Annotated in this window: 14 protein-coding genes; 10 read left to right on the top strand and 4 right to left on the bottom strand. The window is 64.9% G+C overall.

What is annotated here, in order from left to right:
- Nucleotides 1-7: 7 nt before the first annotated feature.
- The 3 genes from ELS24_RS09340 to ELS24_RS09350 form a co-directional block, all read right to left on the bottom strand.
- Nucleotides 8-1285, bottom strand: coding sequence for a TRAP transporter large permease (locus ELS24_RS09340; protein WP_127183933.1), 1278 nt, complete (start codon nt 1283-1285; stop codon nt 8-10).
- A gap of 35 nt (nt 1286-1320) precedes the next feature.
- Nucleotides 1321-1821, bottom strand: a complete 501-nt coding sequence (locus ELS24_RS09345) for a TRAP transporter small permease (protein ID WP_050446076.1) — start codon at nt 1819-1821, stop codon at nt 1321-1323.
- Between the two features lie 102 nt (nt 1822-1923).
- Entirely contained in the window at nt 1924-2898 is a 975-nt protein-coding gene (locus ELS24_RS09350) for a TRAP transporter substrate-binding protein (protein WP_050445912.1), read from the bottom strand.
- Nucleotides 2899-2998: 100 nt separating this feature from the next.
- Here ELS24_RS09350 and ELS24_RS09355 point away from each other — a divergent pair, with 100 nt between their 5' ends.
- The 9 genes from ELS24_RS09355 (at nt 2999) to ELS24_RS09395 (ending at nt 11891) form a co-directional block, all read left to right on the top strand.
- Nucleotides 2999-5536, top strand: a complete 2538-nt coding sequence (locus ELS24_RS09355; protein WP_127183934.1) for an ABC transporter permease — start codon at nt 2999-3001, stop codon at nt 5534-5536.
- Entirely contained in the window at nt 5536-5958 is a 423-nt protein-coding gene (locus tag ELS24_RS09360; protein WP_083447600.1) for a group II truncated hemoglobin, read from the top strand. Before ELS24_RS09355 ends, ELS24_RS09360 begins: the two co-directional genes overlap by 1 nt.
- Entirely contained in the window at nt 5948-6682 is a 735-nt protein-coding gene (locus ELS24_RS09365) for a 3-deoxy-D-manno-octulosonic acid kinase (protein ID WP_127183935.1), read from the top strand. Before ELS24_RS09360 ends, ELS24_RS09365 begins: the two co-directional genes overlap by 11 nt.
- A 142-nt stretch (nt 6683-6824) precedes the next feature.
- Nucleotides 6825-7928 (top strand): polyamine ABC transporter substrate-binding protein, encoded by a 1104-nt coding sequence (locus tag ELS24_RS09370; RefSeq protein WP_050450402.1) that lies wholly within the window; start codon nt 6825-6827, stop codon nt 7926-7928.
- A 6-nt stretch (nt 7929-7934) separates the two neighbouring features.
- The gene (locus ELS24_RS09375) at nt 7935-9062 is read left to right on the top strand and encodes an ABC transporter ATP-binding protein (RefSeq protein WP_050450403.1); all 1128 of its coding nucleotides are present in this window, start codon (nt 7935-7937) and stop codon (nt 9060-9062) included.
- Complete coding sequence (locus tag ELS24_RS09380; RefSeq protein ID WP_050450404.1) at nt 9059-9979, top strand: ABC transporter permease subunit; 921 nt, start codon at nt 9059-9061, stop codon at nt 9977-9979. The genes ELS24_RS09375 and ELS24_RS09380 overlap by 4 nt, the downstream gene beginning before the upstream one ends.
- Nucleotides 9976-10785 (top strand): ABC transporter permease subunit, encoded by an 810-nt coding sequence (locus ELS24_RS09385; protein WP_127183936.1) that lies wholly within the window; start codon nt 9976-9978, stop codon nt 10783-10785. The genes ELS24_RS09380 and ELS24_RS09385 overlap by 4 nt, the downstream gene beginning before the upstream one ends.
- Nucleotides 10782-11138 (top strand): Spx/MgsR family RNA polymerase-binding regulatory protein, encoded by a 357-nt coding sequence (locus ELS24_RS09390; RefSeq protein WP_050450406.1) that lies wholly within the window; start codon nt 10782-10784, stop codon nt 11136-11138. The genes ELS24_RS09385 and ELS24_RS09390 overlap by 4 nt, the downstream gene beginning before the upstream one ends.
- A gap of 15 nt (nt 11139-11153) precedes the next feature.
- Complete coding sequence (locus ELS24_RS09395) at nt 11154-11891, top strand: DNA-3-methyladenine glycosylase (protein WP_050450407.1); 738 nt, start codon at nt 11154-11156, stop codon at nt 11889-11891.
- Here ELS24_RS09395 and ELS24_RS09400 read toward each other — a convergent pair.
- Complete coding sequence (locus tag ELS24_RS09400; protein WP_050450408.1) at nt 11888-12589, bottom strand: PhoP regulatory network YrbL family protein; 702 nt, start codon at nt 12587-12589, stop codon at nt 11888-11890. The genes ELS24_RS09395 and ELS24_RS09400 overlap by 4 nt on opposite strands.
- A gap of 142 nt (nt 12590-12731) precedes the next feature.
- Here ELS24_RS09400 and rmuC point away from each other — a divergent pair, with 142 nt between their 5' ends.
- On the top strand, nt 12732-14159 hold the full coding sequence (gene rmuC / locus ELS24_RS09405; protein WP_428839684.1) for a DNA recombination protein RmuC: 1428 nt from the start codon (nt 12732-12734) through the stop codon (nt 14157-14159).
- Nucleotides 14160-14278 lie beyond the last annotated feature (119 nt).

Below are 14278 nucleotides of genomic sequence, written 5' to 3' on the forward strand. Positions count from 1 at the left end.
ATACCGACTATTTCGCGTAGACCATATCCCGCAGACCCAACGACAGGCCGGGCCAATACGTGATCACCAGCAGGCAGACGATCACCACCCCCACAAACGGAATCAGCGGTTTGATCAAGCGTTCAAGCGGCAGCTTGGCCACCGCCGATGCCGCGAACAGGTTCACCCCGAACGGCGGCGTGATCATGCCCAACGCCAGGTTGACCACCATGATGATGCCGAAGTGCACCGGCTCCACGCCGAACGTCAAGGCCACCGGCAACAGCAAGGGCGCCAGCACCACGATGGACGCCGACGTTTCGATGAACATCCCGATCAGGAACAGCGCCACGTTCATGCCCATCAGGAACGTGAACTTCGTGTCGAAGATATGCGACAGCCACGTGCCCAGCGCATCGGGCACGCCCGCGCGGTTGAGCAGGAAGCTGAACACGCCGGCATTCGCGATCACGAACATGATCACGGCGGTGGACACCACCGACTTGTGCAGCGTCACGGACAGTTGCTTGAAGCTCAGGCGGCGGTAGATGAACTTGCCCACCACCACCGCATACACCACCGCCACCACCGAGGCTTCGGTGGGCGTGAACACGCCGCCGTAGATGCCGCCCAGGATGATGGCGGGCATCATCAGCGCCAGCCAGGCGTTCTTCAGCGCCGGCCACAGCGGCAGGCGGCCTTCGCCGTCGCGCTTGCCCAGATTGTTGCGCTTGGCGTAGAACCACACGTAGAACATCAGCGCCAGGCCGATCAGGATGCCCGGCATCACGCCGGCAATGAAGAGCTCGCCGGTCGACGTGTCGGTGGACACGGCGTACAGAATCATCGGAATCGACGGTGGAATGATCACGCCCAATTCCGCCGCGCTGGCCTGTAGCGACGCGGCGAACGGGGCAGGGTAGCCGTGGCGGACCATCGCGGGGATCAGGATGGCGCCCACGGCAAACGTCGTGGCCACGCTGGAGCCGGCCACCGCCGCGAAGATCATGCAGGTCAGCACGCAGGTGCAGGCCAGGCCGCCCTGGATGCCGCCCACCACGCTCTTGGCGAATTCCACCATGCGTTCGGAAATGCCGCCGGCCTCCATCAGGTTGCCGGCCAGGATGAAGAAGGGAATGGCCACCAGCGGGTACTTGTCCAACGCGGCGTACAACTGCTGCGCGACAACCACCCAAGGCAGGCCGGAACTGCCAACCCCCGCCAGGCTGGCCAGGCCGATCGACACGGCGACCGGTACGGACAGCCCGAAGAAGATCAGCATCGAGACAATCATTAATTGGGACATGGCGATTTCTGCTGCGTAGGTTCGTTGGGGGCGGCTTAGCCTTGTGCGTCGTTGCGCACCGGCACGTCGTCTTCTTCGCCCGCGCACAAGCGGGCCAGCACGGCGATGGCGGCAAGCGTTGCGCCAACGGGGATCGCCAGATAGATCCACGAAATCGAGATATCCAGGCTGGGCACGTTCTGGAAGCGCACCCGATAGGTCATGTTGCCGCCGATCCAGGCCAGAAATCCCAGGAAGCTGGCGCAGATCAGCCCGATCACCGCTTCAAGCACGCGCCGCTTCTTTCCGCCCAATAGGTTGCGCAGCAACTCCACGCTGATCATCGCGCCATGGCGAAAGGCCAGCGCCACGCCCAGCAGCACGGTCCAGATCAGGAGGGCGCGGGTCAGCACCTCGCTCCAGTCGGCCGGCGATTGCAGGATGAAGCGGGCAATGACCTGGTAGAAGGCGGCGGCCGCGGCGGCCACCATCAGAAGTTGGGCAAGGACCGAGACCAGCTTGAACAGGCCGCGGTCGAAAGCGCAAAGCAAACGCATGATGAATCCCGATAGCGATGGGCGCATAGGATGGAAAACGGCAAGCGGCGGGAACTGGGTCCCGCCGCTCAAGGCGGTATGCCCCGTGAGGGCAGCGCCGGCTTACTTGGTGTCGCGGATCGCGTCGATCAGCTTCTTGTCGAACTTCTTGTAGTACTCGGGGTAGGCGGGCTCGACGGCGGCGGCAAACGCGGCGCGATCCACCTCGGTCACCTGCATGCCTTCCTTCTTCAACTGCTCGACACCGGTCTTCTCGATGTTGTCCACGTAGGCGCGCATGGCCATGGCGGATTCCTTGCCGGCCTTGTCGAAGTTGGCCTTGTCGGCGGCCGACAGGCCTTCATAGACGTTGGCCGACATCAGCACCAGCGCCGGGCCGTACACGTGGCCGGTCAGGGACAGGTATTTCTGCAGTTGCGACAGCTTGGCCGACGTAATCACCGACAGCGGGTTTTCCTGGCCGTCGATGGTGCCTTGCTGCAAGGCGGTGGCCACTTCGGGCCAGGCCATGGGCGTGGGCAGAATGCCGATCTGGCGGAACGCCGTGATGTGGATGGGGTTTTCCGTGGTGCGGATCTTCAGGCCCTTGGCGTCGGCCGGGGTCTTGACCGGGCGCACGTTGTTGGTCAGGTGGCGAAAGCCTTGCTCGCCCCAGGCCAGGGCGATGATGCCGCGGCTGGGAAACTTGGCCAGCATGTCCTGGCCGATCTTGCTGTCCAGCACGGCGCGGGCGTGAGGCAGGTCGCGCAGCAGGAAGGGGATATCGAAAACCCCCGTCTCGGGAACAAAATTCAGGGTGGCGCCGGTCGAAACGATGGCCAGGTCGATCGTGCCGATCTGCAGGCCTTCGATCACTTCGCGTTCGCCGCCCAGCGCGCTGTTGGCGAATTGCTGTACTTTGTACTTCCCGCCCGAGGAGGCCTCGATGGACTTGGCCAAGGCGTCGGCACCAGCGCCATAGTGCGACGAGGTCGACAGGGCGTAGGCCATTTTCAAGGTGGTCTGGGCTGCCGAGGGCAGGGATGTGGCGGCCGCGCAGGCGGCCAGAATCGTGGCCGCAAGCCAGGATTTACGCATTGTCTTCTCCGGTATTAGGTATCTTTAGGGGCGGCGTTGCCTCCCGCCCGGGATGATATCGGGATTCGGACGCCGTTTAGGCGGTTTTTAACATTGATGAATGATGGATTTCCCTGATATGTCACAGGCCAAGCGCCCCGGTTTCTGGTCCACCCTGCGCCTGGGCGCCAGGATGATGATGCGCGACGCCCGGGCGGGCGAGCTGCGTTTGTTGGTGCTGGCGCTGGTGGTGGCGGTGGCCGCGGTGACCAGCGTGGGCTTTCTGGCAGACCGCGTCAGCCGGGCGCTGGAACGCGACGCCGGCCAGATGCTGGGCGCTGATCTCGTGCTGGATGCCGACGAACCCGTGCCCGCGCAATTCCTGGATCAGGCCCGCGAACGTGGCCTGACCGTGTCCAGCACAATGCAATTCCCGTCCATGGTCGGCGCGGGCGACGGCGCGCAACTGGCGGCGTTGAAAGCGGTGGAGCCCGGCTACCCGCTGCGCGGCGCCCTGCGTGTGGCCGAGGCCCCGTTCGCCCCCGACGCCGTCACCCGCGACATCCCGCCCGAGGGCGCGGTGTGGGTGGATGCCCAACTGCTGTCGCTGCTGAACCGGAAAGTGGGCGATACCTTGAACGTGGGCGACGCCCACCTGCGCGTGGACCGCGTCATCACCTATGAGCCGGATCGCGGCATGCAATTCGTCAATGTGGCGCCGCGCGTGCTGCTGCGCGCCAGCGACCTGCCGGCCACCGGCCTGATCGCGCCCGGCAGCCGCATCGGCTACGCCATGCTGGTGGCCGGCCAGCCGGACGCCGTGGCGGGCTACGCGACCTGGCTGAATCAGAACCTGAAGCGCGGGCAAAAAGTGGCCACCCTGGAATCGGGCCGGCCAGAAGTGCGCCGCACGCTGGACCGCGCGCAGCGCTTCCTGTCGCTGGTCGCCTTGCTGGCGGTGCTGATATCCGCCGTGGCGGTGGCGTTGGCGGCGGGCCGCTACATGACCCGGCATCGCGACGGCATCGCCGTCATGCGTTGTTTGGGGGCGGTGCAATCCCAGATTTCGCGCATGCTGACGCTGGAGTTCGCCTTGGTGGGCCTGTTCTCGTCGGCCGCGGGCTGCCTGCTGGGTTTTGCCGTGCACCAGGTGCTGGTGATGCTGCTGGGTTCCTTGATAGACACCAGCCTGCCCGCGCCGTCCGCCATCCCCGCCTTGCAAGGCTTGTTGACCGGTTTGTTGCTGCTGCTGGGCTTTGCCTTGCCCGCGCTGGCGCAACTGCGCCATGTGCCGCCCGCGCGGGTGTTGCGGCGTGATGCCGACACGCTTAGCGCCCGCAGCGCGTTCGGCTACGTGGTGGGCGCTACGGGCTTTGCGCTGCTGATCTGGTGGTTCGCGGGCGACGCCAAGCTGGGCGCGGTCGTGGCGGGGGGCTTTCTGGGCGCCTTTGTCGTGTTCGCGCTGGTGGCGTGGTTGTGCATCCTGGGCCTGGCGCGTGTGCGCGGGCTGGCCGCGGGGCTGCCCGCGCTGCGTTTTGCGCTGGCAGGCGTGGTGCGCCGCCGCGCCGCCACCATCACCCAGGTCTGCGCGCTGGCCGTCGGGCTGATGGCGCTGCTGCTCCTGACCATGACGCGCACCGACCTGATCCAGGGCTGGCAGCGCACCATGCCGGCGGACGCGCCCAATCGATTCCTGATCAATGTGCAGCCCGACCAGCGCCAACCCGTCAGCGACGCGCTGGCCCGCGAGGGCTTGGGCGGCATCACGCTGTCGCCCATGGTGCGGGGGCGCTTGATCGCCATCAACGGCAAGCCGGTGGGCCCGGACGACTACGAAGAGCCGCGCGCCAAGCGCCTGGTGGACCGCGAGTTCAACCTGTCCTATGACAACGAGATGCCCTCGTCCAACAAGATCGAGCAGGGCCGGTGGCTGTCCCCCGACGCAGCTGCCCCCGAGGTATCGCTGGAGTCGGGTCTAGCCAAGTCGCTGGGCCTGAACCTGGGCGACAAGATGACCTTCGACGTGGCGGGCCAGCAGGTGGAAGCCACCGTCACCAGCACCCGGCGGGTGGATTGGGATACGATGCGCGTCAACTTTTTTGCCATCCTGAGCCCCGCCGCGCTGGCCGACATGCCCCAAAGCTGGATCACTTCCTTCTACTTGCCGCCCGAAAAAGCGGCGGTGCTGCCCGCGCTGGTGCGCGAATTTCCGAACCTGACCGTGTTCGACGTCAGCGCCATCCTGCAGCAATTGCAGTCGGTGCTGAACGAAGTGGGCAAGGCGGTCCAGTTGCTGTTCCTGTTCACGCTGGCCGCCGGCGTCCTGGTGCTGTCGGCGGCGCTGACGGCTACGCGCGACGAACGCATGCGCGAAGCGGCGGTGCTGCGGGCGCTGGGCGCCACGCGCACGCAATTGGCGCGTTCGCAGCGCATTGAACTGTGGGCGGTGGGCGGCCTGGCCGGCCTGTTGGCGGCAGCCGGCGCCACCGCCATTGCCTGGGTGCTGTCAACCCAGGTGTTTGACTTCACCATTACCCTGAGCCTGTGGCCCTGGCTGACCGGCATCGGCGCGGGCATGCTGGGCGCCTGGGCCGGCGGCGCCCTGGCCCTGCGCGGCGTGTTGCGCACGCCGCCCCTGGTCACCCTTCGAGAAACCTGATGACGACCCGCGTCCATACCATTAGCGAACCCGTGGAAAATTCCAGCAGCATTTTTGACCTTCTTGGCGGCGAGCCCGGCGTGCGCGCGCTGGTCGACCGCTTCTATGACCTGATGGACATGGAGCCCGACCTGAAAGAACTGCGTGCCGCCCACGGCCCCAGCCTGGACGAGGCGCGCAACAAGCTGTTCTGGTTCCTGTGCGGCTATTTTGGCGGGCCGGATCACTACATCGAACGCTTCGGCCACCCCCGGCTGCGCGCGCGGCACCTGCCGTTTTCCATTGGCCAGGTCGAGCGCGACCAGTGGGTGATCTGCATCGGACGCGCCATGGAAGACCAGGGCGTAGCCCCTGCGCTCGCGGAGCGGCTGCTGGAATCGTTCTACGGCGTGGCCGATTGGATGCGCAATCGTGAAGGCTGAGGACGCCCGTTCCGGCGCGCTGCGCCAGTCCTGGGCGGGACCGCTTGCCGGCGCCATGCTGAGCGACGCGTCGCGCCTGACGGACGCTGGCCCCGACATTTTCAACCCGTCCCATTACGGCGACCGTGCCCGGCCAGTGGACGCCGGGGGCCGCCAAGCGGCCTGGTTCGTGCAGGGCGCGGGTTGGCAGGGCGTGTTGCGGCGCTATCGGCGCGGCGGAATGATCGCCCGCATCAGCCACGACGCCTATCTCTGGAACGGCGAGGACCGCACGCGCAGCTTCCGCGAATTCCGCTTGCTGGCCGACATGCGCGCCCAGGGGCTGGACGTGCCGGCGCCCTTGGCCGCCGCCTACTGGCGCCAGGGCCCGATCTACCGCGCGGCCATCGTGGTGGAACGAATTCCCGGTGTGAAGCCCCTGGCCCACGCGCTGGCCGAGCCGCTATGGGGCGCGGTGGCGCAGGCCATCGTCCGCATGCACCGCGCGGGCGTGTGGCATGCCGATTTGAACGCCTTCAATATCCTGATCGGCGGCGACGGCCGGGTCTGGCTGATCGATTTTGATCGCGGCACACTCGGTGCGCTGTCCGAACGCCAGCGCCAGGGCAACCTGGACCGGCTGCGCCGTTCGCTCGTCAAGGTGGCGGGTGACGACGGCGAGCGCTTCTGGATGAAGCTGCGCGACAGCTACTGGACCGCCTGGGGCGTGGGCGTCCAGCCTTGAGACGTCGCGGGGGGCGTCGCCGTGGCGATGCCTTCAATTGCGGTAACTCACCGGCAAAGTTGGGCAGACCATCGCTAAAAGGCTTTATCATTTCGCCTTTTGGTGGTCCTGACATACACGACATACGGCAAGGGGGCTTGTAATGGAACTAAGGGCGGGAATGCGCTGGGCGCTTGGCGCGGTGTTGGTCGCGGCATCGGCATCGTCGGCAGTCGCGCAGGACAAGGTCGTCAACGTCTACAACTGGGCCGAGTACACGGCGCCGGACACGATTCCGGGTTTCGAAAAAGAAACCGGTATCAAGGTTCGCTATGACGTCTACGACAGCAACGACACGCTGCAAGCCAAGCTGCTGGCCGGCAAGTCGGGATACGACGTCGTGGTGCCGTCCACCCATTACGCCTCGCGCCAGATCCAGGCCGGGCTGTTCCAGAAGCTGGACAAGTCCAAGATTCCCAACTGGAAGTACCTGGACCCGGAACTGATGGCGCTGGTTGCCTCGGTGGACCCGGGTAACGAGCACGCCATTCCCTGGGGCTACGGCACCAATGGCCTGGGTTACAACGTCACCAAGGTCAAGCAGATCATGGGTGACAACGTAGATCTGTCCAACTGGGACATGATCTTCAAACCCGAGAATGCGGCCAAGCTGAAAGAGTGCGGCATTTCGATGCTGGACGAAGCCGCGCAGGTGTTCCCGGCCGTGCTGAAGTACCTGGGCAAGGATCCCAACAGCACCAACGCCGACGACTACAAGGCCGCGCTGGATGTCTTGAAGCAGATCCGCCCGTACATCCGCCAGTTCAGTTCGTCGGGCTATATCGATGAGCTCGCCGTGGGCGACCTGTGCATGGTCTACGGTTTTTCGGGCGACGTGATGATTGCCCGCAAGCGCGCGCAAGAAGCCAAGAAGTCGTATGAAGTGAACTACTTCATTCCGAAGGGCGGCGCGCCCGCATGGTTCGACCTGATGGTCATTCCGAAGGATGCGCCGCATCCCGAAGAAGCCCTGGCGTTCATCAACTACATTGAAACGCCGCAGGTGCACGCCGCCATCACCAACACCATGTTCTATCCCAACGCCAACAAAGAGGCGCGGAAATACGTGGTGAAGGACGTGGCCGAGAACCCCATGATCTATCCGCCGGCCGAGGTCTCCAAGACCTTGTATGTGATCAAGGCGCTGCCCTTGAACATTCAACGCCTGCAAAACCGGATGTGGTCCGAGCTGAAGTCTGGAAGATAAGTCATCATGAGCGATAGCCGTTACTCGGCGCCGCATACGGCCGACCCGGACGAATTCGTCCGGGTGTCCGATGTGGTCAAGATCTTTGGCGATGTGGTCGCCGTGCGTTCCGTCAACCTGTCCGTCAAGCGCAACGAGATCTTTGCGCTGCTGGGAAGCTCCGGCAGCGGCAAATCCACCTTGCTGCGCATGCTGGCGGGTTTCGAGGACGCGACGTCCGGGCAGATCCTGCTGGACGGTGAGGACATCACCGCCGTGCCGCCGTACCGTCGGCCCGTGAACATGATGTTCCAGTCCTACGCTTTGTTCCCGCACATGACGGTTGAGGCCAATGTGGCGTTCGGCCTGAAGCAGGAAGGCGTGGACCGCGCCGAAATCCACGACCGCGTGTTCGAAGCGCTGGACTTGGTCCAGATGGCCGGCTATTCGCGCCGCAAGCCCAACCAACTGTCGGGCGGCCAGCAACAGCGCGTGGCGCTGGCGCGCAGCCTGGTCAAGCGGCCCAAACTGCTGTTGCTGGACGAACCCATGTCCGCGCTGGACAAGCAGATTCGCCAGAAGACGCAGATTGAACTGGTGAAGATTCTTGAACAGGTCGGCGTGACCTGCATCATGGTGACGCACGATCAGGAAGAGGCCATGACCATGGCGCACCGCCTGGCCGTCATGACCGAAGGCCAGATCGTCCAGTGCGGCACGCCGCAAGACGTCTATGCCTTTCCGAATTCGCGCTTCGTGGCCAGCTTCATCGGGTCGACCAATATGTTCACCGGCACCATCGTGGTGGACGAGCCCGATCACGTCGCCATCGAATGCGCCGAGCTGACGCGGCCGCTCTTCGTGAACCATGGCGTGAGCGAACCCTTGGGCATGGAAGTGCACGTATCGATCCGGCCCGAGCGCTTGGTGGTCTCGCGCGACCAACCCGAAGGCGAATACAACTGGGCCCACGGCATGGTCAGCCACATGGCCTGGATGGGCAGCTACGCGCTGTATCAGATCCGCCTGGATTCCGGCAAGGCGGTCGAGGCCAGCGTGCCCAGCCTCTTGCTGGCCCAGATGGATGCGCCGGGCATCGACGAAGAAATCTTCGTCAGCTGGGACGCCGATAGCGCGACGGTGCTGGCGTCATGATCCGCTTTTCGCCCCGCGACTGGTTGCCTTCCGGCCGGGCGCTGGCGGTGGTGCCGCCGTTTGCCTGGCTGGTGCTGTTCCTGCTGCTGCCCTTCCTGCTGGTATTGAAGATCAGCTTTGCCGAAGTGGAGTTCGGCATTCCGCCGTATACGCCGCTGGCGCAATTCCAGGACGAAGCTGTGCAGTTCAGCCTGCATCTGCGCGGCTACATCCTGCTGTTCACCGACAGCCTGTACTTCAAGACCTACCTCAGTTCAGTGAAGATTGCCGGCATCACCACGCTGATCTGCGTGTTGATCGGTTATCCCATCGCGTACTACATCGCGCGCTCTTCGCCGCGGGTGCGCAACCTGCTGCTGCTGGGCGTGATTTTGCCGTTCTGGACGTCGCTGTTGCTACGCGTGTATGCCTGGGTGGGCATCCTGCGCAACGACGGCCTGTTGAACAATTTGCTGCAAAGCCTGGGCATCATTTCCAGCCCGCTGGAAATCTATCGCACCGACGTGGCCGTCTACATCGGCATGGTCTATGCGTACCTGCCGTTCTTCATCCTGCCGCTGTATGCCACGCTGGTGAAGATGGACCTGCGCCTGCTGGAAGCTGCCTACGACCTGGGCGCCAAGCCCTGGCAGGCGTTCTGGCAGATCACCGTGCCGCTGTCGCGCCAGGGCGTGATCGCGGGCGCCATGCTGGTGTTCATTCCGGCCGTGGGCGAATACGTCATCCCCGAAATGCTGGGCGGCGCCAACACGCTGATGATGGGTCGCGTCATGTGGAACGAGTTCTTCAATAACGCCGACTGGCCCATGGCGTCCGCGGTGACGTGCGTGATGGTGCTGTTGTTGCTCGTGCCCCTGGTTTACTTCCAGTACAACCAGGTCAAGCAGCAGGAACAAGCCGGCGGAGGCCGCAAATGAAAGGTCCCAACAAGACATTGCGCGCCGTGGTGCTGGGGCTGGGCTATTTCTTCCTGTACGTACCCATCATCAGCCTGATGGTGTTTTCGTTCAACGCGTCGCCCACCGTCACGTCGTGGACGGGCTTCTCGTTTCGCTGGTATCACGCGCTGGTCAATGACGACGCGCTGTTGCGGGCCGCGTGGCTGTCGTTTCGCATCGCGGCGCTGACGGCCACGGCGGCCGTCATCATCGGCACATGGGCTGGCTACGTGCTGGGCCGCATGGGACGCTTTCGCGGCTTTTCGCTGTACGTGGGCATGCTGAGCGCGCCGCTGGTCATACCGGAAGTGGTGTTGGGCATTTCCTTGCTGCTGATGTTCGTGGAACTGCGCGGCAGCCTGGGCTGGCCGGCTGAAAACGGCGTGTTCACCATCTGGGTGGGGCACGTGACGCTGTGCATGGCGTTCGTGGCCGTCGTCATCCAGACCCGCATCCGCGACCTGGACCGCTCGCTGGAAGAGGCCGCGCTGGACTTGGGCGCCACCCCCATCACCGTGTTCTTCAAGATCACGCTGCCGCTGATCGCGCCGGCGCTGGCCTCGGCCTGGCTGCTGTCGTTCACGCTGTCGCTGGACGACGTCGTGCTGGCGTCGTTCCTGTCCGGCCCCAGCTCAAGCACGCTGCCGATGGAAGTGTTTTCGCGGGTGCGCCTGGGGCTGAAACCCGAGATCAACGCGCTGGCCACCTTGTTCATCCTGGCCGTGGGCACGTGCGTGATCCTGGCCAACCGCCTGCAATGGCGCAAGGAATCTGAATCCAAATGAAGCAAACCACCCTGTATGGCCTGACCAAGTGCAGCACCTGCGTCAAGGCGCGCGACTGGCTGTCCGAACACGGCGTCGACCATGTGTTCGTGGATTACCGCGATCACCCGGTTGAGGCGGCCACGCTGAAATCGTGGTCCGACAAGGTCGGCGGTTGGGAAAAGCTGGTGAACCGTTCGTCGATGACCTGGCGCAACCTGCCGGAAGACCGCAAGTCGGCCGCGACCGACAAGCAATGGAGCGACCTGATTGCCGAATACCCGGCCCTGGTGCGCCGCCCGGTCACCGTGACGCCGGATGGCGAAGTCACCGTGGGCTTCAGCGAAAAGCGCTACGGCGAGCGCTTCGCCTGACGCCACCTGGCGGCGATGGCGTCCCCCATCCAGGCATCGCGCGGCGTCGGCCAGGCGCTGCCCGATGCCTTTTTTGACCGCGATGCCTGCACCCTGGCGCGCGACTTGTTGGGCAAGGTCATCCGCCATTGCGTGGACGGGCTGTGGCTGTCGGTGCGCATCATCGAAACCGAAGCCTACTATCTGGAAGAAAAGGGCAGCCACGCCTCGCTGGGCTACACCCACAAGCGCCGCGCGCTGTTCATGGACGGCGGCGTCATCTACATGTATTACGCGCGCGGCGGCGATTCGCTGAATTTCAGCGCCGCCGGGCCGGGTAACGCCGTGCTGATCAAGTCCGGGTATCCATGGACTGACGCGCTGTCCGGCCCCGATGCGCTGGCCCGCATGCAGCAGTTGAACCCGGATGCGCGCGGCCTGCCGCGCCCGCCGTCACGCCTGTGCGCGGGGCAGACGCTGCTGTGCCGTGCGCTGGGGCTGAAGGTGCCACAGTGGGACGCGCGCCGCTTTGATCCCGGCGCGCTGTATGTGGAGGAAGTGGGCGGCTCGCCGCAAGCCTTGGTCTGCACCACGCGCCTGGGTATACCGCCCGGGCGCGACGAGCATCTGCATTACCGTTTCGTGGATCCGGCCTACGCTGCCTTCTGCACACGCAACCCCTTGCGGCGCGGGCAACGTGCTGGTCATGACTACGTGTGGGTGGACCGCCAGGGTGTCGTGCTGCCCGAGGCGCCCGAACTTCCAACGCGCTAGGTTGCCTTGGCGGCGTCGATGCGTGCTTGCAGGGACTGGCGCATTTCCTGGTATTTACGCGCAATGCGCTTGCGGTTCAGGCGCTTGCTCCAGGCGTAGAGCGGAATCAGCGGCAAGACCCCGAACCCGTCGATCAGGTACATGCCCGGCTTGCCGTCTGCGTTCAGGCCGCAGGCGATATTGCTGGCGGAGATGTCGTGCAGTACGACATGCGCGTCGGCCAGGTCCTTGAAGAATTCGTCCAACTGCTCGAAGAACTGCGCGTCCACCTTGCCCTGCGCGGCCAGGTCGGCCACGGTGGGCGCGATGTTGCCGTCGGCGTCGGTGATCTTTTCCACCACCAGCCCCAGGCCCAGCGAGGTCTGCGCCACGCCCAGGATGCGCGCCATGGGCACCTGCCACACGCCAGAGGGGCGGGTAGTGGTGGTGACGTATTCCGATATCTCGTTCAGATAGACGCGGTAGGCGCTTTCACGCTGGTACTGCTTGTACCAACGCTTGAACGGCCGCGCCTCCAGGTAGATGGCGCGCGCCTGCATGTCCATGACCTTGACGAGCAAGGCGGGCACGTGCGGATGCTGGAAGATGTGGCGGTCGCCGCCGGTCGCAAGCGGGGATGCGCCGTCCAGGTCCAGCGGACCGAACACTGATTGGAAAGACAGGCTGGATCGATAGGACGAAAGATCAGCGGAATTCAAGTTGGGTCGAACGTTGTGTTCAAAGTTCGGGCAGTTTAATCCCGTTGCGCGGGCGCGACGGCTCCGCATGCATCAAGGGATGTCGTTTGCTTACAACGTGGCACTGATGCGCCCTACAATTCCGGCTTTGGAGATGCCACCTTTGAACGACATTCTGCTTTGGGTTGCCGCGGGCGGCGCGGTTCTGGCGTGTTTGGCGGCCGTACTGGCCTGTTTGCGTCCCGCCAAGGATGCGGGGCTGGATGCACGGTTGGACGCGCTGCTGGAAGGCCTGGAACGCACCGAGCGTGCATTGCGCGCCGATATCGCTGAAGGGCAACGCGGCCTGCGCAGCGAATTTTCGGAGTCCACGCGCGCGCTGCGGGTCGAACTCGCGCAGTCGCATGGCGACTTGCGTACCGGCCTGGCGCGCGACGCCCAGGCCGCGCGCGCCGAATCGGCCGAGTCGCTGGCCCGCTTCGCGGCCGGCTTTGGCGAGCAATTGCAGGGCCTGATCCAGATCAACGAGCGTCGCCTGATGGAAGTGCGCACCACCGTGGACCAGCGCCTGCAAGCATTGCAGGCGGATAACAGCGCCAAGCTGGATGACATGCGCCGCACCGTGGATGAAAAACTTCATGCCACGCTGGAACAGCGCCTGGGCGAATCGTTCAAGCTGGTGTCGGACCGCCTGGAGGCCGTGCACAAGGGCCTGGGCGAGATGCAGGCGCTGGCGGCGGGCGTGGGCGACCTGAAGCGCGTGTTGACCAACGTGAAGTCGCGCGGCACCTGGGGCGAGGTGCAGTTGGCCCGCTTGATTGAAGACAACATGACGCCCGACCAGTACGCCAGCAACATCAAGCCCGTGCCGGGCAGCGATGCGGTGGTCGAGTTCGCCATCCGGCTGCCGGGGCGGGCAGACGGCGGCGCGCCGGTCTGGCTGCCGATTGACGCCAAATTTCCCAAGGAAGAATACGAACGGCTGATGGACGCCCAGGACGCCGCCGACGTGGACGGCGTGAAAACCGCCGGCGCCGCGCTGGGCCGCGCGGTTGAGGTGCAGGCGCGGCTGATCGCCAGCAAATATGTGTCGCCACCGCACACGACCGACTTCGCCATCATGTTCCTGCCCACCGAAAGCCTGTACGCCGAGGTGCTGCGGCGTCCGGGTTTGCTGGACAAGCTGCACGATTTGCGCATCAACGTGGCCGGCCCCAGCAATCTGGCGGCCTTGCTGAACAGCTTGCAGATGGGCTTTCGCACCTTGGCGATCGAGCAGCGTTCGTCGGAAGTGTGGCAGGTGCTGCGGGCCGTCAAAACCGAATTCGGCAAGTTCGGCGATGCGCTGGCCAGCGTCAAGAAGTCGCTGGACACGGCCAGTAACAAGATCGGTCAGACCGAGGTCCGCACCCGCGCCATGCTGAAAAACCTGAAGAATGTGGAAGCCCTGCCCGACGCGGAAGCCTTAAGGCTATTGGGCGATGCCGACGCAGCCGGCGATGTGGATGAGGCCAACGGCGCTGACGATGACGCCGCCGCCACGCAACCCCTGGCTACGCCGCCCAACACGGCGTCTGCCGGCTCGGCCTGACGCGGCTCGGCCTGACGCGGCTCGGCCTGACGCGACTCGGCCTGACGCGGCCCGCTCGGCCTAGTCCGGCCAGGCCTGATCGCCGCCGGGCCGGCACGGGGCGCGGCGGGCGCGACGTG

This window comes from Achromobacter spanius, from assembly GCF_003994415.1.
In the GTDB taxonomy this organism is placed as follows: domain Bacteria; phylum Pseudomonadota; class Gammaproteobacteria; order Burkholderiales; family Burkholderiaceae_B; genus Achromobacter; species Achromobacter spanius_C.